A 20,970-nucleotide genomic window follows, 5' to 3' on the forward strand; every position below is an offset into this window, starting at 1 on the left:
TCGGCCTCAGGGCCGGCGGGGTTTCTTGTATCCGGCGCCGATCGATCGCTTGATCGACCGGCTTTCGGCTTAGCGGACGCGCGGGCCGCCATAGGGCAGCGGCGGCGGCGGGCGGCGATCGCGGCGCGGCAGCTGCGCCTGATAGGCATGGCCGCAATGATCGACGCAATAGGGGAAGCCCGGGTTCACCTTGTCGCCGCAAAAGTGGAAGTCGGGCTCGCCCGGATGGCCGATCGGCCATTTGCAGATGCGATCGTTGAGATCGAGCAGCGAGGTCTTTCCCGCGACCGCGTCCGACGGGCGCGCAGGCACCAGCCGGCGCGGCGGCGCAGGCGTCAGCGGCGCGCTGTTCTCACCCGGGTTCTGGCGCAGGAAGCCGCCGGGGCCGACCGAGCGCATCACCGGCGCCTTCACCGGTGCGATGACGTCGTCTTCATCCTCGGCCTCGACCTCGTCGATCTCGACTTCATCCTCGGGCTCGGCCGGCGCGGCCACCGGCTTGGGCGGCGTCGGTGCCTTTGCCGCAACCGGCGGCGCGACGGGCGCGGCGACGACCGGCGCGGCGGGCTTGGGCGCAGCTGGTGGCGGCGGAGCGGCGGGTGCGGCGACCGGCGCCGCCTTGGCCGCGGCGGGCTCGGCGTTCTTCACCGGCGACGGGCGCGGCTTGAGCCCCAACCGATGCGCCTTGCCGATCACCGCGTTGCGGCTGATCCCGCCCAGCTCCTCGGCGATCTGGCTGGCGGTGCTGCCCGACTCCCACATCTTGGTCAGCGTCGAGATACGTTCCTCGGTCCAGCTCATTGCGTTCTTCTCTTCCATGCCGGCGGCGCCGGGTTGCGGGGGCGGGCAGCGTCGACTAGGCGCATCGAAGATGGCAGACCGGCCCGACCCCATGATATCCAATTTGCCCGCCCCCGGCGTCGCGGTTTTTCGCGGCGTCAATTGGGGCGGGCTCAAGACCTTGTATGTGAAGGAGGTCCGCCGCTTCTTCAAGGTCCAGTTGCAAACGGTGTGGGCGCCGGCGATCACCACCTTGCTGTTCCTGGTGATTTTCACCGTCGCGCTGGGCGGCGACGGGCGGTCGGTGATGGGCGTGCCCTTTGCCGAGTTCATCGCGCCGGGGCTGATCGTGATGGGGATGCTGCAAAACGCCTTCGCCAATGCCAGCTTCTCGCTGCTGGTGGGCAAGATCCAAGGCACGATCGTCGATTATCTGATGCCGCCGCTGTCGACCGGCGAGCTGCTCGCGGGGCTGACCGGCGGCGCGGTGACGCGCGCGCTGTGCGTCGGCGGCGCGGTGTGGCTGGCGATGGCGCTGTGGGGCGTCGACGTGACCCCGCGGCATCCGCTGGCGCTGCTCTGGTTCGGCGTGGTCGGATCGGCGTTCGTCGCGCTGCTCGGCGTGCTGACCTCGATCTGGGCCGAGAAGTTCGACCATGCCGCCGCGGTCACCAATTTCGTGATTGCGCCGCTCGCCTTGCTGTCGGGCACCTTCTATTCGGTCGAATCGCTGTCGCCCACCTTCCGCGCGATCAGCCAGTTCAACCCGTTCTTCTATATCATCAGCGGCTTCCGCTTCGGTTTCCTGCGCACCGCCGATTCGGACGTGATGTTCGGCGGGGCGCTGCTCGGCGTGCTGACCGTCGCGCTCGCGGGCTTCTGCTACTGGCTGCTGCGACGCGGCTGGAAGCTCAAGAACTGACGCCCATATTGACCCCCGGGGCCACGCGCCTCTAAAGGACAAGACGAGGCGGCCCGGTGGCCGCCTTTTCGCGTTTTGCCCCGGAGCTTTTGCTACCCCCTAGTTCATCTGCCGAAGTCCAATAGAAGGAGTGTCCCGATGTCGATGCCAGCGCTCATGCCCGTTTATCCGCGGTGCGACGTGCGTCCGGTCCGAGGCGAGGGATGCTATCTGATCGGCGAACGCGGCGAGCGGTATCTCGATTTCGCCAGCGGCATCGCGGTCAACGCGCTCGGTCATGGCCACCCGCACCTGACCAAGGCGATCCAGGAACAGGCCGCGACGCTGATGCATGTCAGCAACCTGTACGGCAGCCCGCAAGGCGAAGCGCTTGCCGCTCGGATCGTCGCCAACAGCTTTGCCGATACGGTGTTCTTCACCAATTCTGGGGCCGAGGCGGTCGAATGCGCGATCAAGACCGCGCGGCGCTATCATTATGCCAATGGCAATCCGCAGCGGCATACGCTGATCACCTTCGACACCGCATTCCACGGCCGCACGCTAGGCGCGATTTCGGCGACGAACCAGGCCAAGATGCGCGACGGGTTCGAGCCGCTGCTGCCGGGCTTCGCCTATGCGACCTTCAACGACCTGGCGGGCGCGCTGGCGCTGATCGACGACAACACCGCGGGCTTCCTGGTCGAGCCGGTGCAGGGCGAGGGCGGCATCCGCGTCGCCAGCCCCGAATTCCTGCAGGGGCTGCGCCAGGCGTGCGACGAACACGGGCTGCTGCTGGTGCTCGACGAAGTCCAGTGCGGGTACGGCCGCACCGGCACGCTGTTCGCGCACGAGCAATATGGCATGACCCCCGACATCGTCGCGGCGGCGAAGGGAATCGCCGGCGGCTTCCCGCTCGGCGCGTGCCTGGCGACCGAGGAAGCCGCCAAGGGCATGGTGTTCGGCACGCATGGCAGCACCTATGGCGGCAATCCGCTGGGCATGGCGGCGGGATCGGCGATCCTCGACGTGATGCTCGAGGACGGCTTCTTCGACCATGTGAAGGCGATGGGCGACCGGCTGCGCCAGGGGCTCGAACAGATGATCCCCAATCACGACCATCTGTTCGAAAGCGTGCGCGGGATGGGGCTGATGCTGGGGCTCAAGCTCAAGAGCGACAGCCGGCGCTTCGTCGCGCATTGCCGCGACAACCATGGGCTGCTGACGGTGGCGGCGGGCGAGAATGTCGTGCGCATCCTGCCGCCCTTGGTGATCGAGGAGGCGCATATCGCCGAGGCGATCGAAAAGCTGAGCGAAGCCGCGCGGGTATACGTGCCGGTGAGCGACGACTAACTGCCGTTCGTCCTGAGTAGGGACTGAGCGAGGGCGAAGGCCCGTATCGAAGGAAACTCCCCAAGCGGGCGGATCCTTCGATACGCCGCTTCGACAAGCTCAGCGGCTACTCAGGACGAACGGGTTTCAAGGATCCTGTCCATGACCATGCGCCATTTCCTAGACCTGTCATCCGCCGGCCCCGACGGGATCGCCGCGATCCTCGCCGATGCGCTCGATCGCAAGGCGGCACGCGCGGGCTGGCCCAAGGGCCGCGCCGATGCCGATGCGCCGCTCGCCGGCCACACGCTGGCGCTGGTGTTCGAGAAGAGCTCGACGCGCACCCGCGTGTCCTTCGACATGGCGATGCGCCAATTGGGCGGCAGCGCGCTGGTGCTCGATGCCGGCACCACCCAGCTCGGCCGCGGCGAGACCGTCGCCGACACCGCGCGCGTGCTGTCGGGCTATTGCGATGCGATCATGATCCGCACCGACGATCACGCCAAGCTCGAGGAAATGGCGCATCACGCGACCGTCCCCGTCATCAACGGGCTGACCGACCAGTCACATCCCTGCCAGATCATGGCCGATCTGCTGACGATCCTCGAAAGCGGCAAGGCGCTGCCGGGGCTGAAGGTCGCGTGGCTGGGCGATGGCAACAATGTGCTCGCCTCGATCGTCGAGGCGGCGGGGCTGATGCATTTCGACGTCGTCGCCGCCTGCGCGCAGGGGTTTCAGCCCTCCGACGAAGACATGGCGCGCGGGCAGGGCAGGGCGCGCTGCGTCGCCAGCCCCGCCGAGGCGGTCGAGGGCGCCGACATCGTCGTCACCGATACCTGGATCTCGATGGGCCAGCTCCATGCCGAAACCAAGCTGGCGGCGCTCGCCCCCTATCAGGTCGATGCCGCTTTGATGGCGCGCGCCAAGCCCGACGCCAAGTTCCTCCACTGCCTGCCCGCGCATCGCGGCGAGGAAGTGACCGCCGAGGTGATCGACGGTCCGCAATCGCTGATCTGGCGTGAAGCGGAGAACCGCTTGCATGCGCAGAAGTCGATCCTGCGCTGGTGCTTCGGGCAGGTGGGTTGAAAGCAATCGCTCGCCCCCCATTTTCGTCCTTCCAGCGAAGGCTGGAATCTCCCTCCATCTGCGTCGCCCTCGCGGCCTGAGATCCCAGCTTGCGCTGGGATGACGATCCTGTGGAGTTTGACGAGGAATGCGTATGCCCGACCTGCCCACCCCCACCGATATCGACCGCGCGATCGGTTTCACGCTGCCCGATCGCCACGCGCGCGGGCGGATCGTCCGGCTGGGGCCGGTGCTCGACGAGATCCTGTCGGCGCACGCCTATCCGCCGCCGATCGAGCGGTTGCTGGCCGAGGCGCTGACGCTCACCGCGCTGCTTGGCTCGACGCTCAAGGACGCGGGCGGGCAGCTGACGCTCCAGGCGCAGACCAAGGGCGGCGTCGTCAACCTGCTGGTGTGCGACTATAAGGGCGGCGAGCTTCGCGGCTATGTCCAGTTCGATGCCGCGCGGCTGTCGATGCTCGGCAAGCAGCCGTCGCTGTTCGCCTTGTTCAACAAGGGCTATCTCGCGGTCACCTTCGATCAAGTGACCACCAACGAGCGCTATCAAGGCATCGTCCCGCTCGACGGCGAGACGCTGGGCGAGGTGATCGAGGCCTATTTCCTCCAGTCCGAGCAGATTCCGAGCCTCGTTCGGCTGGGGCTGGGGCGCGGCGAGGACGGCAAGCTGATCGCGGGCGGGCTGTTCCTCCAGCACCTGCCCGAGGGCGAGGAAGGCCGCGAGCGGCTGCACACCCGGCTCGACCATCCCGAATGGCATGGTGTCGAGGCGCTCGCGGCGACGATGGGGGCCGATGAGCTCGCCGATCCGCTGCTGTCGCTCGAGACATTGGTGTGGCGGCTGTTCAATGAAGAGCGCGAGGTGCGGACGCTGACGGGCATCGCGCTGTCGCGCGGCTGCCGCTGCGATGCCGATTATATCAGCTCGGTGCTCGCCAAGTTTACCCCCGAGGATCGCGCCGAAATGGCCGATGAAAACGGCGTGATCGCGGTCGATTGCGCGTTTTGCGCGCGAAAGTTTCCGGTGGCGCTCGACCCGGTCGAGACCTGAAAAAGCTTTGCCGCGCAGGTATTGCAACTCTCCCGATCGCTCCCACATGGCAATTCTGAACGCTGGCGTAGGCTTATTGCAGCGTCGACTGGCGGAAATGGGGATCGAGACAATGTCAGGGATGAAGGTGCGGCGGATGCTGCGCCCGGCGATCGTCGGCGCGCTGCTGATCAGCGGTGTGGCGGCAGGCGCGGCACCGGCACAGGCGCCGTCGCTGCGCGCCTTGGCGCAGGTCGAGCCGGGCCAGTGGCAGCTGCGCGAAACCGGCGGCGGCGTGTCGCGCAGCGTATGCGTCTCCGATCCGCGCGTGCTGCTCCAGCTGCGCCACGGCGGCGGCGCGCAATGTTCGCTCTTCGTGATCGACAACCAGCCGTCGCGCGGTACGGTGCACTATACCTGCGCGGGTGCGGGGCATGGTCGCACCACGATCCAGATCGAAACCCCGCGGCTGATGAACATCAAGACGCAAGGAGTGATCGACGGGTTGCCCTTCGATGCAGCGATCGAGGCGCGGCGGCTGGGCGAATGCAGCTGAGCGCATCGCCCGCGAAGTTGCGTACGTTCTAATATCAGCCTAGGGCGCGCGCCATCATGCAAGAACAGCCTTTAGCCGTGGTCCTGGTGTCGGGCGGCCTCGATTCGATGGTGGCCGCCGCCCGCGCAAGCGAGGACGGCTTCCGCGTCCTCGCGCTGTCGGTCGACTACAACCAGCGGCACCAGGTCGAGCTTGCGGCGGCGCGGCGTATCGCCGCCGCGCTCGGCGCGGTGCGCCATGTCGTGTTGCCGCTCGATCTTTCGGCCTTTGGCGGGTCGGCGCTGACCGCAGATATCGCCGTGCCCAAGGATGGCATCGGCACGGCAGAAGGCGGCGCGATCCCGGTCACCTATGTGCCCGCGCGCAACACGATCTTTCTGAGCCTGGCGCTCGGCTGGGCCGAGGCGGCGGGTGCGCGCGATCTGTATATCGGCGTCAACGCGCTCGATTATTCGGGCTATCCCGATTGCCGCCCCGAATTCATCGCCGCGTTCGAAGGGCTGGCCGAGCTTGCGACCAAGGCGGGCGTCGAGGGCGAACCCTTCCGTATCCACGCGCCGCTGCAGCACCTCACCAAGGCCGACATCGTCCGCGAGGCGGCGCGGCTGGGGCTCGACGCGGGGATGAGTTGGTCGTGCTACGACCCGGCCCCAGGGCACCTGCATTGCGGGATGTGCGACAGCTGCCGGCTGCGCGCCAAGGGGTTCGACGAAGCCGGGATCGACGACCCGACCGGCTACGCCGTCAGGCCATGAGCTATGCCGTCAAGGAGCTGTTCCTGACGCTGCAGGGCGAGGGATTCCATGCCGGACGCCGCGCGGTGTTCGTGCGCTTCGCCGGGTGCAATCTGTGGACCGGGCGCGAGCAGGATCGCGCGACCGCGGTGTGCAAGTTCTGCGACACCGATTTCGTCGGCATCGATGGCGATGGCGGCGGGCGGTTCGCCGACGCGACCGCGCTGGCGTCCGCGGTGTCGTTTGCATGGGGGCCGTCTACCGCGGCGCGCTTCGTGGTGCTGACCGGCGGCGAGCCGATGCTGCAGATCGACGATGCGCTGGTCGACGCGCTCCACGCCGCCGGGTTCGAGATCGCGATCGAGACCAACGGCACGATCGCGGTGCATCCCGGCATCGACTGGGTCTGCGTCAGCCCCAAGGCCGGCAGCGTGGTGGTCCAGCGCGCGGGCGACGAGCTCAAGCTGGTATGGCCGCAGGCGGGAAGCGACGTCGGCGAGATCGAGCGCTGGGACTTTCGCCATTTCCTGATCCAGCCGATGGACGATCTGGCGGCCGATGAAAACCGCGCGGCGGCGGTGGCTTTCGCGATGACGCGCCCCGGCTGGCGGCTGTCCTTGCAGACGCACAAGCTGCTCGGCCTGCGCTGAGACGCCGGGCGAGGCACGCCCGCCCGGCATATGGTATTTTAGCGGTTTGCCACCGCGGCGGCAGAAGGCGTGGCGGCGGTGCGGTAATAGACCGGTCCGCAGCGCCTTTCCTGCCACACATCGCGACGCCAGCACTTCTTGTCGGCGAAGTTGGCGGGGAATACCGGCGGATACGCCGCGAGGTACGCATAGCCGCCCGCACGGAATTGCTGCTCACCCCAGGGGCGCAGCGAATTGCGCAGTTCCTGCATCCGCGTCGCCGCGAAATCGCCGAGCTCGCCGCGCTTCACATACAGCGCGTCGCGACCGACCCGGCCCGCGGTCTGGCAGAAGATGCGCTGTGCGGCCACCGTAGAGAAGCCCGAATAGACGCGGGTGCCGAACTGGTCGAACGCGGTCTGGCCTTCCTTGGCGGTTTTGTTGACCCGGCGAAAATACTTCATCAGGTCGTCGAAATCGTCCTTCAGTTCGTCGGTATGGTTGCGCAGCATCGCATTATAGTTCCCCAGCGTCAGCAGCGTGGGTTCGAACTGGCATTGCAGCGCGGCCACGTTGAGCGCAGCGCGCAGGTTCCACAGCAATGCCGCGCGATACTCGGCCGGGGTCGCGCCCGGCAGGTCCTGGCCGACAATGCCGGGTTCGGCGCCGGTGACACGCGGGCCGCTCAAGTCCTTGGATTGGAAATAAAACTGCGCCGAGGCAGGGGTGGATACCAACATGGCCGCAACTCCGGCGACCACCAGTCCAATACGCAACACGTTCATCGCAGCCTCTCACTCTGACCGCCCGAGCCCCGCCCGCCGGATCATCGCGGCAAGGGTTAAGCGCTTTTGCGGATTGGCCCAAGAGGCTTTTTGCGCCGGGCACGGGTGCGGCATCACTCGATTTGCCGGTAATGCCGTGAAATGCCAGCATAGAGCTTGACCGTTACGCAACCGATTCGGCTTGTCGCCTGTCGAACCGGCATGAAAAAGGCCGCCCGGTCGCCCGGACGGCCTTTCAATCGTGGCCGGCAGCATACGCCGCTGGCCAGACGATTACATGGCGTTCGACATGGTGTCGTTCGACATCATCGAATCGTTCGACATCATCATGTCGTTCGACATCATGGTGTCGTTCATCATCATGGCGTCGTTGCCCATCATGGCGCCGTCGACGGCGGTCATGTTGTCTGTCATCGTGCCGTCCATCATCGGATCGGTGGTGTTCAGATCGGTGACGACGGTGTTGTCGGTGGTGGTTTCAGTGGTCTCGCCGCAGGCCGAAACCAGCAGCGCAGCGCTGGCGATCATCGAACCGGTGACGACCTTTGAAATGAATGAACGCATGTGGAGCTCCCTAGATAGTGGACTTGGTTGGCCGAAGGCCGTTAATACCCAAACCGTGATATGCATTAAACGGTTACAGCACGCCCCTCAAGCCTCGAATCACTCGGATCATCGAGGGCGCGCAGGAACGTAGAACAGCACAACGCAAGTGCAGCATCGAAAGTTGCCTCGGTCACGCGTTTTCCCAGGGAATGTGTGCTGGTCACAGGGAATTCGGGTAGTCCGCAAGGGACGATACCGCCGAAATGCGTCAAATCGGGGGCAAGGTTGACCGAAAACCCGTGCAAGGTAACCCATTGGCGCACCCGCACGCCGATCGCGCCGATCTTCGCCTCGGTGCCGCCATCGGCGGTCCAGATGCCGACCCGGTCGGGCACCGCATAGGCGGTGACGCCGATTTCCCCGAGCGCTGCGATCACCCACGCCTCGAGCGCGTGGACATAGCGCCGCACGTCGCGGCCGCGCGCGGCGAGGTCGAGCTGGACATAGCCGATCCGCTGGCCCGGCCCGTGATAGGTATAGCGCCCGCCGCGCCCGCTCTTGAACACCGGGAAGCGCGGGTCGAGCAATTCGGCGGGGTCGGCGCTGGTGCCGCCGGTGTAGAGCGGCGGGTGTTCGAGCAGCCAGATACGTTCGCGCGCGGTGCCGGCGCGGATGTCGGCGGCGCGCGCTTCCATGTCGGCCACCGCCGCCGGATACCCGATCTGCCCCGGCGCGACGCACCATTCGACGCCGTCGATCGCGGTTGCAGGAGCGGGAGACAAGGTTGGCAAGAACAATCGGCTTCGGCTACGGGGTTGGACTATCCAGCCCAAATGATCGGGGAACGCCGCATGGTCAAGATGAGCACCGTCTGGGACCGGACGACCGAGTTTGTGGGCAGCCATGCCGGCGCGATCGCGCCGATCGCGATCCTTGCCATCTTGCTGCCGACCGCGGCGTCGGGAACGCTCGATGCGTGGCGACTGACGCTCGACCCCGCGAGCCAGATGGCGGTGAGCATCGCGGGGCTGGTGCTGACCGTGGTTACGTTGTGGGGAACGACCGCGATCACCGCGCTGGCGGTCGAGCCGATGGGGGCGGCGAGCGCGGCGGCGGTTGCCAATCGGCGGTTGTTGCCGGTGATTGCGGTGACGATCGTGCTGCTGCTGGGGGTGCTGGTGCTGCTGCTGCCGATGCTCGGCATCATCCTGGCGGCGGGGATCGACGTCGCCGCGCTGGCCAATGCGCAGACGGGGACGATGCCCGATCTGAGCGCGGGCACGGCGCTGGGGGTGCTGATCTATGGCCTGGTCGCGCTGGTGGTGATCATTTGGCTGCTGGCGCGGCTGGTGGTGGTCACCCCGGTGGTGGTCGCCGAGCGGCGCGGGCTGGGCGCGATCGCGCGCGCCTGGCGGCTGACGCGCGGCCATGCGCTGCGCATCATCGGGGTCATCCTGCTCTATGGCCTGATCGCGGCGATCGCGACGCTGGCGGCGCAGGCGGCGTTCGGCACGATCCTGGGGCTGACCTTGGGGGTGCCGGGCAATTTCGGCATCGACGATGTGATGACCGCGTTGCTGGTAGGCGTCGTGACGACGATCATCTCGGTGCTGCAGACCGGCTTCGTTGCCAAGCTGTACCTGGCGCTGGCGCCGCAACGCGACCTGGTGAACGATTTTGCATGACCGATCGCGCATGACCTTTTCGCTGGGGCAGCTGATTGCCGACGCCAGGCGCATGTGGCGCGACGAGCGCGCGCTGCTGCTGCCGATCATGGGGCTGTTCCATTTCCTGCCATCGCTCGCGCTGCTGCTGCTGTTGCCGCAGCCCGAGCAGGTGGCCGAACCCGGTACCGACGCGGCCAGCCAGGCGCTGATCGCCTATACGCTCGACAATGCCGGCGCGATCCTGTCGGCCAATCTCGCCAATCTGTTCGGCGCGGCGGCGGTGCTGCTGCTGTTCCTCGACCGTTCGCGACCCACCGCGGCGCAGGCGCTGCAGCGCGCGCTCGGCTTGTTGCCGATCTTGCTGATCGCGACGATTTCGGTATGGGCGGGGGTGTTCGTCGGCGCGTTGCTGATCCTGCCCGGGCTCTATCTGATCGGACGCTGCTTCCTGGTGAACGCGGTGATCGCCGGCGAGGGCGGGCAGAGCCCGGTCCAGGCGATCGCGCGGTCGTTCGCGCTGACCAAGGGGCGGGGATGGATGCTGTTCACTTTGGTCGCGGCGGTGTTCCTGACGGGGCAGGTGGGGGTGATGGTCGCGGGCAGCATCGATCGCGCGATGATCGCGGGATCGATGGCGTCGCCGGTCACGGTGTTCCTGTTCAACGCGCTGGCGGCGCTGGCATCGACCGCGGCGGCGCTCGCCAGCCTGCTGCTGAAGGTCGCGGCCTATCGCCGGCTGGCAGGCGCTAGCAACGGGATCTGAGGCGCGGTTTCGGGGGGCAGGATGCCGGCGATCCGCGGATCGGGAAAGGTCTCCATCGTCCGGCGGAACGCGGTGAAGCCGCTGCGGCGATAGAAATCGAGCGCGCGGTGATGGTCGAGCGTGCAGGTATGCACCCACATCCGCGTGACCTCTCGGCCCCAGCCGAGCATCAGCGCATTGGCCATCAGCCAGCGTCCGTCGCCGCGCCCGACGCGTTCGGGGACCAACCCGAAATAGGCGAGCTCGCAGACCCCGTCGTGGCGATGGTCGAGCTCGAGAAATCCGACCTCGATCCCTGCGCGATCGACCGCGGCATAGACCGACACCTTGGGGTCGTGGATGATCTTGGCGAGCGCGGCATCGGCCATCACCAGCCGCGAATACCACAGCCATGGCGCGCCGATCCGCGCGAACAGCGTGCGATAGCGCGGCAATGTCGGCTGTTCCCAGCGCACCAGCCGGAGCTCGGAAGGCGGCATCGGCGCGAGCCGCGGGCGCTCGCGCATCTCGAGCGTGGTGACCACGGTCGCGAGATGCCCCTCGGGCACCGGCGTCAGGCCCATTGCGTCAGGCCCATGGGATCAGCTCCAGGTGGCGCGCGGCGGCAGGCTCATCAGGATCGCGTCGATATTGCCGCCGGTCTTGAGCCCGAACAACGTGCCGCGATCGTGGACCAGGTTGAATTCGGCATAGCGCCCGCGCCATTCGAGCATGATCGCCTCTTCCTCAGGCGTCCAGGCCATGTCCATCCGCCGCCGCACGATCCGCGGATAGCTGGCGAGGAACGCTTCGCCCACCGATCGCGTGAGCGCGAAATCGGCGTCGAAATCGCCGTCCATGTGATCGTAGAAGATGCCGCCGACGCCGCGCGCGACGCCGCGATGCGGGATCCAGAAATAGTCCTCGGCCCATTGCTTGAAGCGCGGATAATAGCCCGGGTCGTGCGCGTCGCAGGCGGCCTGCATCTCGCCGTGGAAATCGGCGGTGTCCTCGGCATAGGGCAAGGGCGGGTTGAGATCGCCGCCGCCGCCGAACCAGCGCTTGGTGGTCACCAGGAAGCGGGTGTTCATGTGGACTGCGGGGACGTGCGGATTGACCATGTGCGCGACCAGGCTGATCCCGGTCGCGAAGAAGCGCGGATCGCTGCCCGCGCCGTGGATCGACTTGGCGAAATCGCCCTCGAAGGTGCCGCCGACGGTCGAGACGTTGACGCCGACCTTTTCGAAGATCTTGCCCTTCATCACCCCGCGCACCCCGCCGCCGCCGGGTTCGCCCGAGGGATCGATGCGATCCCACGCGGTGTATTCGAAGCTGGCGTCGGAGCCGGCGTCGCGCTCGATCGCCTCGAAGGCGGCGCAGATGCGGTCGCGAAGGCTTTCGAACCAGGTACGGGCGGCGGCTTGCTGCGGGTCGAGCGGTGACATGCGCCAAGGTCTAGCGCGCCGCGCGGGGCAGGGGAAGCATGCGCTTGGCGGGATGACAGTCGAGCGAGGCTCATGTACGACAAATGCATAGGGGTTCGAAGTACGAAGCGCCGACCACTGGGGAGAGATGCTATGATTCAAATGGTTAGTAAGCGACGACTGGCGTTGGCGCTTTCGCTCGCGGTGACGGTCGCCGCTGCCATTCCGGCGCACGCGCAGGACGATGTGATGACCCCGATCGCGACCCCGGCGCAGCCGAACGCGATCGTGCTGGACACCGGGCCGCTGCCCGGCGCCACCGCCGCCGCATCATGGCACAGCCAGTATAAGAGCATTTTCGCGCGCAACGTCACCGTCGCGACGCTGACGCCGTTCCTGCCCGATCCGGCCAAGGCCACCGGCGCCGCGGTCGTCGTCGCGCCCGGCGGTGGCTTCCGGACGCTGTCGATGGAGAATGAAGGCTGGGACGTCGCGCGCGCGCTGGCGGCCAAGGGGGTCGCGGCGTTCGTGCTGAAGTATCGGCTGAACCAGACGCCCGCCGACATGCCGGGCTTCGAACGATCGATGCGCGAGATGTTCTCTGGCGTTGCTGCCCGCCCGCCGCGCCCGGCACCCGGTGACGCGATGGCGGCGCTCGCGCCGCAGATCGCCGATTCGCGCGCTGCCTTCGCGCTGATCCGCAAGCGCGCGGGCGAATGGAAGGTCGATACCGACCGGATCGGCATGGTCGGTTTTTCCGCCGGCGCGATGCTGACGCTTGCGACCACCGTGGCGGGGCAGGACGCCAAGCCCGCCTTTATCGGCAACATCTATGGCCCGCTCAGCGCGATGCCCGCGCCGGCCGACGCGCCGCCGATGTTCGTCGCGCTCGCCGCCGACGATCCCTTCTTCGCCAATGGCGGGTTCGGGCTGATCGAGAGCTGGAAGACCGCCAAGCGCCCGGTCGAGTTCCACCTGTACGAACAGGGTGGCCACGGCTTCGGCATGTATCAAAAGGCGACGACGAGCACCGGCTGGTTCGACGCCTTCACCCGCTGGCTCGACATGCACGGCATGCTCAAGCCCAAGGCGTAAGGCTCAGGCGGGCGGGGGTGCCGGCCAGCCCCCCGTCTGCTGCAGCGCCGCGCCGAGCACCAGCGCGACGCTGACCCCGACGTTGAGCGAGCGCATGCCGGGCATCATCGGCACCACCACGCGCGCATCGGCGCGGTCGTGGACATGATCGGGCACGCCGGTTCCTTCGGACCCGAACAACAGCGTATCGCCGGCCTCGAACGCCGCGGTATCGAGCCGCGTCGCGCCCTTGGTCGTCGCCAGCACCAGCCGCCCCTGCAACGCCGCCGCGAACGCCGCGAAGTCGGCATGGCGGGTCACCTGCGCCGATCGCGCATAGTCCATGCCGGCGCGCGCGAGCGCCCGGTCGCTGAAGGTGAACCCCATCGGCTCGATCAGATCGACCGCGACGTTCAGGCAGGCGGCGGTGCGCAGGATCGCGCCGACATTGCCGGCGATATCGGGTTCGAACAGGGCAATGCGCATGGTAAGAAATCCGTTCGGAAGGGGCCGCTGCAGCTACCGGCGAAATGGGGTGTTGGCAAAAGGCCACATGCGCGTCTATCAGGCCGCAGCCACCGCTTGTCCGGTGGGTACGGCGCGACCGCACGGGATTCGCCTCGCATGCAGGCGACATCCGTGCGATTATCCGCCCAAGGCATTGGTTTTCAAGGGCTGACGAGCTTTCAAGGGCGAACGCATGGCTACGGTTGATACGACTATCCCGCACAACGAGACGCATGGCGCAGGCCCTGCCGATCCGCGTCGCCGCGACTATATGGCGATCGGTGCGGTCGCGTTTGCCGGCGTCGGCGCCGGCGTGATCGCGTTGCCGCTGATCAATTCGATGAGCCCCGCCGCCGATACGCTGGCGGCATCGAGCACCGAGATCGACATTTCGGCGATCCAGCCGGGCCAGTCGATCAAATCGAGCTTCCGCAAACAGCCGTTGTTCGTCCGCAACCTGACCCCGCAGGAGATCGCCGCCGCCGATGCGGTGCCGTTGAGCGAACTGCGCGATCCGCAGACGCTGGCCGAGCGGACCAAGGCGGGCAAGTCGAACTGGCTGGTGACGCTGGGCGTTTGCACCCATCTGGGTTGCGTTCCGCTGGGCGCTGCCGAGGGCGAGAACAAGGGCGCATTTGGCGGCTATTTCTGCCCGTGCCATGGTTCGGCCTATGATACCGCCGGCCGCATCCGGTCCGGCCCCGCGCCGTTGAACCTTGCGGTTCCCGAATATGCATTCACCACCGACACCATGATCACGGTCGGCTGAGGAGCGAGCAGATGAGCTTTCCCTGGGCAAAGCAATATGAGCCGGCCTCGCCGCTCACCAAATGGATCGACGAACGGCTGCCCATGCCGCGTCTGGTCTACAACGCCGTTGGCGCCGGCTATCCGGTGCCGCGCAACCTGAATTATTTCTGGAACTTCGGCGTTCTGGCGGGCGCGGCGCTCGGCATCCAGATCATCACCGGCATCTTCCTGGCGATGAGCTATTCGACCGACGCCGCGACCGCGTTCTTCTCGGTCGAGCGGATCATGCGCGACGTTCCCGCCGGTTGGTTCCTGCGCTATGCGCATGCCAACGGCGCTTCGATGTTCTTCATCGTGGTGTATATCCACATCTGTCGCGGGCTGTATTACGGCTCCTACAAGGCGCCGCGAGAGATGATCTGGCTGCTGGGCGTGGTCATCTTCCTGTTGATGATGGCGACGGCGTTCATGGGCTATGTGCTGCCATGGGGGCAGATGAGCTTTTGGGGTGCGCAGGTGATCACCGGGTTCTTCTCGGCGATACCGTTGATCGGTGAGCCGATCCGCATCTGGCTGCTGGGTGGCTATGCCCCTGACGCCGCGGCGCTGAACCGCTTCTTCTCGCTGCATTACCTGCTGCCCTTCGTGACGGCAGGCGTTATCATCCTGCACATCTGGGCGCTGCACATCCCGGGTTCGAACAACCCGACGGGCGTGGGCGTGAAGGGTCCGCAGGATACGGTGCCGTTCCACCCCTATTACACAGCGAAGGACGGCTTCGGCCTTGGCGTGTTCCTGCTGGTGTTCGCGAGCTTCCTGTTCTTCGCGCCGAACCTGCTCGGCCATCCCGACAACTACATCCAGGCCAACCCGCTTTCGACGCCTGCGCACATCGTGCCCGAATGGTATTTCCTGCCCTTCTACGCGATCCTAAAGAGCTTCACCGCCGACTTCATTCTCGACGCGAAGCTGTGGGGCGTGCTGGCGATGTTCGGCTCGATCCTGCTGCTGTTCTTCCTGCCATGGCTCGATCGCTCGCCGGTGCGTTCGTCGAACTATCGTCCGAAGAACCGCATGTTCCTGATCGTGCTCCTCGTCGACGTGCTGGTATTGGGGTATGTCGGCGGCGCGGAGGCGTCGAACTTCAACGTCATGATCGGCCAGATCGCGACCGCATATTATTTCCTCCACTTCCTGGTCATCCTGCCGATCGTGTCGGCTGCCGAGCGTCCGCGCCCGCTGCCCAATTCGATCACCGAAGCAGTGCTGAAGGGGAAGGGCGGTACCAGCCCGGCACAGACGGCTATTCCCGAAGCGCACGGCACGCAGCCGCAGCCTGCCGAATAAGCCAGTCGAACCAAGGACGAGACGACCCACATGATCCGTATCATCGCACCACTCATTGGCCTGGGCTTCGCCTTCGTCCTGGTGCTGGGCCTGTTCGGCACCATCACTGCCGAGGCCCAGCCCGAGGATGCCTCGCACGAGTATCACCTTAGCCCGCGCGACGCTGGCTTGGCCTCGGCGGGTATCTTCGGCAAGTTCGACAACCAGCAGCTGCAGCGCGGCTTCCAGGTGTACAAGGAAGTCTGCTCGGCGTGCCATTCGATCAACCTGGTGTCGTTCCGCGACCTGGCTTCGCTTGGCTATAGCGAAGGCGAAGTGAAGGCGATCGCGAACCAGTGGACGGTCGAGGCGCCCAGCGTGAACCCCGACACCGGCGAAGTCGCGACGCGCAAGAACACGCCCGCCGATCGCCTGCCCAAGGTCTATGCCAACGAAGTCGCCGCGCGCGCCGCGAACAACAACGCGATCCCGCCCGACCTGTCGCTGATGACCAAGGCACGCGGCGATGGCGCGAACTATGTCTATTCGCTGCTGACCGGCTATCAGCCGCAGCCGGCCGAACTGGTCGCCGAGCATCCTACCGCCGCAACCCCGCCGGGGCTGCACTACAACCCCTATTTCCCGACGCTGAACTTGGCGATGTCGCCGCCGCTGGTCGCCGACAACCAGGTCACCTATGCCGACGGCACGCCGGCAACGGTCGACCAGATGGCGAAGGACGTGGCGGCGTTCCTGACCTGGACCGCCGAGCCCAAGCTCGAAGTGCGCCACCAGGCGGGCCTCGCGGCGTTCCTGTTCATCCTGGTCTTCACTGGCCTCGCTTATGGCGCCTACCGCAACATCTGGCGCGACCTGAAGCATTGATCGTCGATTGAGGGTTTGATGAAAGGCCCCGGACTCCACCCAGGAGTTCGGGGCCTTTTTCGTGCGACCCGAAGATGAAGACGTATTGGAGACCGACATGACCGTTGCCGACCAGCTTCGCTCGCTCATCCGCACGATCCCCGATTTCCCCAAGCCCGGGATCCAGTTCCGCGACATCACCACGCTGCTGCTCGACCCCGCGGGACTGCGGCTGGCGACCGACAGCATGGCGGCGGCGATCGCAGGCCCGATCGATCTGGTGGCAGGGATCGAGGCGCGCGGGTTCGTGTTCGCGCCGACGCTTGCGCTGGCGCTGAACGCCGGGGTGCTGCTGATCCGCAAGGACGGCAAGCTGCCCGGCGCGACGATCGCCGAGGATTATGCGCTCGAATACGGTACCGATCGGATCATGATGCATGCCGACGCGCTGACGCCCGGCGCGCGCGTGCTCCTGGTCGACGACCTGATCGCCACCGGCGGCACCGCGCGCGCCGCGGTACGGCTGATCCGCAAGGCGGGCGGGGTGGTGACGCAGGCGGCGTTCGTGATCGACCTGCCCGAACTCGGCGGCGGCGATGCGCTGCGCGGCGACGATATCGAAGTGCATTCGCTGGTGGCGTTCGAGGGCCACTGACGCGCCGCATTTAATCCTCCCCCGCCAGGGGGAGGGGCGGCAGCCCTTAGGGCTGACGGAGGGGGCGGATCGCCAACGGGCGGCTCGTGTCCGCCCCCTCCACCACCGCTGCGCGGCGGTCCCCCTCCCCCTGGCGGGGGAGGATGTGGCGGGTGCCCGGAGCGGCTGAGCCAGCGGGCGGCGCGGGAACCTTCACCGCTCGCCCCCCGTTCAGCACGCATCACCGGTTCACACTCGGTTCAACGCGCTACTGTATAGGTTGATCATACTTCCGCGTATCCTGGAGGGCTCCCAGATGTTCACGTCACGCATTCGCACGGCAGGTTTTGCCATCGTCGCCGCTATTGGCCTGTCGGCCTGTGGCTATAACCAGGGCTATGGCTATGGCGGCCTCGGGGTCGGCGTCGGCACCGGCTATTACGACGATGGCTATTATGACGATGGTTATTATGGGTCGGGCTTCGGCGGCCTCGGCGGCGGTCTCTATGGCGGCGGCTTGGGCGGCTCGTATTTCGGCTGGAACAACGGCTTCTATTATCCCGGCACCGGCTATTATGTGTATGGCCGCGATCGTCGTCCGGTGCGCTGGAATGGCGCGCAGCAGCGTTATTGGGAAGGCCGGCGCGGCAATCTGGCACCCGCGCAGCGCCGTGATCTGCGCGCCAATTGGCAGGGCTTCCGCCAGGACCGCCGCGAAGACACGCGCGACTTCCGTCAGGATCGCCGTGGAGACCGTCGCGACTTCCGCCAGGGTGAAGTGACCCGGCCCGAGTTCCGCGCCGAGCGACGCGACGACCGGCGCGAGTTTCGCCAAGAACGCCGCGGCGATGCGCGCGAACTGCGGCGGGAAAACCGGCAAATCACGCGGCCAAACCGTCCGGCCGGCGTCATTCGCCAGCAGAACCGCGCCGAACGTCAGGTCAACCGCGCCAACCGCCAGGCGACGCGCGCAATGAACCGCGGGGCGGTTCGCCCGCAATAAGGCTTACGAAGTCGAGGCTGGCCTCGTCGCGATCAGCCCGATCGCGACGAAGGTCAGCACCGGCTCGTCTTGCTGGTTGTACGTCGTCATGCGCGCACGCGTGCTCCCCATCTCGGGGCGGCTGCGCGATGCGCGCTTTTCGATGAGTTCGTTCTCGCAGCGCAGCGTATCGCCGGGGTAAACCGGTTTCAGCCAGCGTAATTCATCGACGCCCGCGGCGCCGAGTGCGGCCTGGGGGTGTTCCTTGAGGTGCGCGACGAACATCGCCATCGTCATCGCGCAGGTGTGCCAGCCGCTCGCCGACAGCCGGCCGAAATAGGTCTCGGCTGCAGCCTCGTCGGACAGATGGAAGGGCTGCGGGTCGTAGCGTGTCGCGAACGCCAGCACCTCCTCGCGGGTGACGAGGTGGCTGCCGAACGCGGCCTTCTCGCCGACTTGCAGGTCTTCGAAATAGCGCATGCGGTCAGTTTCGATGCGAAACGCGACGCCCGCAACCCCTATTCGGCGAGCGCCGCGCGCAGCGGCGCGATCCGGCCATCGACGTCGGTCGCAGCGGGCAGTCCCGCCAGGTGCCGGAGCAGCGCGTACACATCGACATTGTCGGCAATCGGCAGCGTGACGCCGCGGCGGAACGCGGGGCCATTTGCCACGAGGATCGAGTGCATCGCGGGATCGGCATTGTCATAGCCGTGCGCGCCGCCCTTGATCGGATATTTGGGTGGCTGGCCCAGGATCGTCCAGCCGCTGTCGGCGATGCAGATATAGGGCGGGACGCGCGGGTTGCGGCCGTAAGCCAGCCGCGCGGGCAGCTCGCCCTTTTCCCAGCAGCGCATGTGCGGGTGTCGCTTGGCGAGCGCGGCGCGCACTGCGGCTTCGCGTCCGGGCTGCGCGTGGAACGACGCATAAGGGCCGTCCTCGGCCAGCCGGATGTCGCTGGCGGGGAAGGCGGCGAGCAGGTCGATCGTCCGATCGGCCGACACCTCCGCCATGCCATGGTCGGATACCACGATCAGGTTCGCGGGCTGGCCGAGCGTTTCCAGCTCGCGCATCAGATCGCCGATCTGCGCATCGGCCTCGCCGATCGCCTTGTTCGCCTCGGGCGATCGCGGGCCGAAGCGATGGCCCGCGGTATCGACGGTATCGAAATACAGCGTCACCAGCTTGGGGCGGGTCGCGGCGGGGCGTCGCAGCCAGTCGACCACCGCGGCGACGCGGTTGCGCTCGGGTAGCGCCTGCGCGAATTGCTGCCAGTCGCTGGGATAGGTGTCGCGCACCTTGCTGTTCGATCCCGGCCAGAACATCGTCGCGGTGCGGACGCCCGCCTTTTCGGCGGTGACCCAGATCGGCTCGGCCTGGTCCCACCAATAGGGTTCGAGATTCGCCATGGTGAAGACCTCGTCCGGGCGCGCCGGGTCTTCGAACCGGTTGGCGACGATGCCGTTGCGGTCGGGATGCAGGCCGGTGACGATCGCATAATGGTTGGGGAAGGTCTTGGTCGGGAAGGAGGGGCGCATCGGCGCCTGGACGCCCTGCGCCGCCAGCCGCGACAAATTGGGGGTGAGCCCACGCTGGAGGTAATCGGGGTGGAAGCCGTCGATCGACAGCAGGATCGTCACCGGTTCGCGCCGTTCGACAGGCGCGGCGGCGAGCCGCGGTTCGGGGGCGATGGCGGGGCCTGCGGCGCAGGCCTGGAGCGCGGCGGCCAACGCGACGGCAGTGAGGCGAGTGATGAGGTGCATGGCGGCGCACTGCCACCGAAGCGTTACCGGGGAAAGACGCTTCGGCGCGCCGATCACAAGGAAGCGGCCGCGGTTCCCTGTCGGAAACCGCGGCCGCTACACTTCACAGCCCCCCCCTGGTAAAGGATTCGGATCAGGCGACCTGCGCCTCGACCAGGCTCAGTCCGATCCCGTCGGGATCGCGCAGCACATAGCCGCGCCCCCATACGGTCTCGATATAATTGTCGCCGTCGGTCGCCATGCTCAGCTTCTTGCGAAGCTTGCAGATGAAGACGTCGATGATCTTGAGTTCGGGCTCGTCCATCCCGCCATAGAGGTGGTTGAGGAACATTTCCTTGGTCAGCGTCGTGCCCTTGCGCAGCGAAAGCAGCTCGAGCATCGCATATTCCTTGCCGGTCAGATGCACGCGCGCATTGTCGACCTCGACCGTCTTGGCATCGAGATTTACCGCCAGCTTGCCGGTGCGGATGACCGACTGGCTGTGCCCCTTCGAGCGGCGGACGACGGCGTGGATGCGCGCGACCAGTTCGTCGCGGTGGAAGGGCTTGGTGACGTAATCGTCGGCGCCAAAGCCGAACGAGCGCACCTTGCTGTCCATTTCGTTGTTGCCCGACAGGATCAGCACCGGCGTCGAAACGCGCGCGACGCGGAGCCGCTTGAGCACTTCGTAGCCGTGCATGTCGGGCAGATTCAGGTCGAGCAGGATGATATCGTAATCGTACAGCTTGCCCAGATCGAGGCCTTCTTCGCCAAGATCGGTCGTATAGATGTTGAAACCTTCGGTCGTCAGCATGAGATCGATCGCCTTGGCGGTCGTCGGCTCGTCCTCGATCAGCAATACGCGCATCGGTTCGTCCCCCTGTACCC

At 66.6% G+C, this 20,970-nt stretch carries 25 protein-coding genes; 15 read left to right on the forward strand and 10 right to left on the reverse strand.

What is annotated here, in order from left to right; translation table 11 throughout:
- Positions 1-69: 69 nt before the first annotated feature.
- On the reverse strand, positions 70-801 hold the full coding sequence (locus tag NMP03_RS00125) for a GcrA family cell cycle regulator (protein WP_256508156.1): 732 nt from the start codon (positions 799-801) through the stop codon (positions 70-72).
- A gap of 91 nt (positions 802-892) precedes the next feature.
- Here NMP03_RS00125 and NMP03_RS00130 point away from each other — a divergent pair, with 91 nt between their 5' ends.
- From NMP03_RS00130 to queE, 7 genes are all read left to right on the forward strand, one after another.
- Complete coding sequence (locus NMP03_RS00130; RefSeq protein WP_406697978.1) at positions 893-1,702, forward strand: ABC transporter permease; 810 nt, start codon at positions 893-895, stop codon at positions 1,700-1,702.
- 138 nt (positions 1,703-1,840) lie between these two features.
- Positions 1,841-3,031: an aspartate aminotransferase family protein gene (locus tag NMP03_RS00135; RefSeq protein ID WP_256506544.1), complete on the forward strand. Its 1,191-nt coding sequence runs from the start codon at positions 1,841-1,843 to the stop codon at positions 3,029-3,031.
- A gap of 147 nt (positions 3,032-3,178) precedes the next feature.
- The gene (argF, locus tag NMP03_RS00140) at positions 3,179-4,096 is read left to right on the forward strand and encodes an ornithine carbamoyltransferase (RefSeq protein WP_256508157.1); all 918 of its coding nucleotides are present in this window, start codon (positions 3,179-3,181) and stop codon (positions 4,094-4,096) included.
- Positions 4,097-4,229: 133 nt separating this feature from the next.
- On the forward strand, positions 4,230-5,144 hold the full coding sequence (gene hslO, locus NMP03_RS00145) for an Hsp33 family molecular chaperone HslO (RefSeq protein ID WP_256506545.1): 915 nt from the start codon (positions 4,230-4,232) through the stop codon (positions 5,142-5,144).
- Between the two features lie 46 nt (positions 5,145-5,190).
- Positions 5,191-5,679, forward strand: coding sequence for a DUF3617 domain-containing protein (locus NMP03_RS00150; protein WP_256506546.1), 489 nt, complete (start codon positions 5,191-5,193; stop codon positions 5,677-5,679).
- 56 nt (positions 5,680-5,735) lie between these two features.
- Positions 5,736-6,434 (forward strand): 7-cyano-7-deazaguanine synthase QueC, encoded by a 699-nt coding sequence (queC, locus tag NMP03_RS00155; protein ID WP_256506547.1) that lies wholly within the window; start codon positions 5,736-5,738, stop codon positions 6,432-6,434.
- Positions 6,431-7,063, forward strand: a complete 633-nt coding sequence (queE, locus tag NMP03_RS00160; protein WP_256506548.1) for a 7-carboxy-7-deazaguanine synthase — start codon at positions 6,431-6,433, stop codon at positions 7,061-7,063. The genes queC and queE overlap by 4 nt, the downstream gene beginning before the upstream one ends.
- Positions 7,064-7,101: 38 nt before the next feature.
- Here the strand turns inward: queE and NMP03_RS00165 are convergent, their stop codons facing one another.
- The 3 genes from NMP03_RS00165 to lipB form a co-directional block, all read right to left on the reverse strand.
- Complete coding sequence (locus NMP03_RS00165) at positions 7,102-7,731, reverse strand: hypothetical protein (RefSeq protein ID WP_319937607.1); 630 nt, start codon at positions 7,729-7,731, stop codon at positions 7,102-7,104.
- Positions 7,732-8,100: 369 nt separating this feature from the next.
- Positions 8,101-8,391 (reverse strand): hypothetical protein, encoded by a 291-nt coding sequence (locus NMP03_RS00170; RefSeq protein ID WP_256506550.1) that lies wholly within the window; start codon positions 8,389-8,391, stop codon positions 8,101-8,103.
- Positions 8,392-8,456: 65 nt separating this feature from the next.
- Positions 8,457-9,164, reverse strand: coding sequence for a lipoyl(octanoyl) transferase LipB (lipB, locus tag NMP03_RS00175; RefSeq protein WP_256506551.1), 708 nt, complete (start codon positions 9,162-9,164; stop codon positions 8,457-8,459).
- Positions 9,165-9,206: 42 nt separating this feature from the next.
- Between lipB and NMP03_RS00180 the strand changes: the two genes are divergently transcribed.
- A complete protein-coding gene (locus tag NMP03_RS00180; RefSeq protein WP_256506552.1) occupies positions 9,207-10,058 on the forward strand; it encodes a hypothetical protein in 852 nt (283 codons plus the stop codon).
- A gap of 10 nt (positions 10,059-10,068) precedes the next feature.
- Positions 10,069-10,803, forward strand: coding sequence for a hypothetical protein (locus NMP03_RS00185; RefSeq protein WP_256506553.1), 735 nt, complete (start codon positions 10,069-10,071; stop codon positions 10,801-10,803).
- Here NMP03_RS00185 and NMP03_RS00190 read toward each other — a convergent pair.
- Both NMP03_RS00190 and hemF read right to left on the reverse strand, forming a co-directional pair.
- Positions 10,767-11,366 (reverse strand): GNAT family N-acetyltransferase, encoded by a 600-nt coding sequence (locus NMP03_RS00190; RefSeq protein ID WP_256506554.1) that lies wholly within the window; start codon positions 11,364-11,366, stop codon positions 10,767-10,769. The two genes, NMP03_RS00185 and NMP03_RS00190, sit on opposite strands and share 37 nt — an antisense overlap.
- Positions 11,367-11,384: 18 nt before the next feature.
- A complete protein-coding gene (gene hemF, locus NMP03_RS00195; RefSeq protein WP_256506556.1) occupies positions 11,385-12,227 on the reverse strand; it encodes an oxygen-dependent coproporphyrinogen oxidase in 843 nt (280 codons plus the stop codon).
- A gap of 141 nt (positions 12,228-12,368) precedes the next feature.
- Between hemF and NMP03_RS00200 the strand changes: the two genes are divergently transcribed.
- Positions 12,369-13,301 (forward strand): alpha/beta hydrolase, encoded by a 933-nt coding sequence (locus NMP03_RS00200; RefSeq protein WP_256506558.1) that lies wholly within the window; start codon positions 12,369-12,371, stop codon positions 13,299-13,301.
- 3 nt (positions 13,302-13,304) lie between these two features.
- Here NMP03_RS00200 and NMP03_RS00205 read toward each other — a convergent pair whose 3' ends face one another.
- Positions 13,305-13,766 carry a tRNA (cytidine(34)-2'-O)-methyltransferase gene (locus NMP03_RS00205; protein ID WP_256506559.1) on the reverse strand — a complete coding sequence of 154 codons (462 nt, stop codon included), beginning with the start codon at positions 13,764-13,766 and terminating at the stop codon, positions 13,305-13,307.
- Between the two features lie 214 nt (positions 13,767-13,980).
- Between NMP03_RS00205 and petA the strand changes: the two genes are divergently transcribed.
- From petA to NMP03_RS00230, 5 genes are all read left to right on the forward strand, one after another.
- Positions 13,981-14,556, forward strand: a complete 576-nt coding sequence (gene petA, locus NMP03_RS00210) for a ubiquinol-cytochrome c reductase iron-sulfur subunit (protein WP_406697985.1) — start codon at positions 13,981-13,983, stop codon at positions 14,554-14,556.
- 11 nt (positions 14,557-14,567) lie between these two features.
- Positions 14,568-15,884: a cytochrome b gene (locus NMP03_RS00215; RefSeq protein ID WP_256506560.1), complete on the forward strand. Its 1,317-nt coding sequence runs from the start codon at positions 14,568-14,570 to the stop codon at positions 15,882-15,884.
- A gap of 30 nt (positions 15,885-15,914) precedes the next feature.
- Complete coding sequence (locus tag NMP03_RS00220) at positions 15,915-16,748, forward strand: cytochrome c1 (RefSeq protein WP_256506561.1); 834 nt, start codon at positions 15,915-15,917, stop codon at positions 16,746-16,748.
- Between the two features lie 97 nt (positions 16,749-16,845).
- Positions 16,846-17,382: an adenine phosphoribosyltransferase gene (locus NMP03_RS00225; protein WP_256506562.1), complete on the forward strand. Its 537-nt coding sequence runs from the start codon at positions 16,846-16,848 to the stop codon at positions 17,380-17,382.
- A gap of 295 nt (positions 17,383-17,677) precedes the next feature.
- Positions 17,678-18,364, forward strand: coding sequence for a peptidase (locus tag NMP03_RS00230; RefSeq protein WP_256506563.1), 687 nt, complete (start codon positions 17,678-17,680; stop codon positions 18,362-18,364).
- Positions 18,365-18,367: 3 nt separating this feature from the next.
- Here the strand turns inward: NMP03_RS00230 and NMP03_RS00235 are convergent, their stop codons facing one another.
- The 3 genes from NMP03_RS00235 to ctrA form a co-directional block, all read right to left on the reverse strand.
- Positions 18,368-18,823: a MaoC family dehydratase gene (locus tag NMP03_RS00235; RefSeq protein WP_256506564.1), complete on the reverse strand. Its 456-nt coding sequence runs from the start codon at positions 18,821-18,823 to the stop codon at positions 18,368-18,370.
- 38 nt (positions 18,824-18,861) lie between these two features.
- On the reverse strand, positions 18,862-20,103 hold the full coding sequence (locus NMP03_RS00240) for an alkaline phosphatase family protein (protein ID WP_256506565.1): 1,242 nt from the start codon (positions 20,101-20,103) through the stop codon (positions 18,862-18,864).
- 133 nt (positions 20,104-20,236) lie between these two features.
- Entirely contained in the window at positions 20,237-20,950 is a 714-nt protein-coding gene (gene ctrA / locus NMP03_RS00245; RefSeq protein WP_256506566.1) for a response regulator transcription factor CtrA, read from the reverse strand.
- Positions 20,951-20,970 lie beyond the last annotated feature (20 nt).

Source organism: Sphingomonas qomolangmaensis, assembly GCF_024496245.1.
Lineage (GTDB): Bacteria > Pseudomonadota > Alphaproteobacteria > Sphingomonadales > Sphingomonadaceae > Sphingomonas > Sphingomonas qomolangmaensis.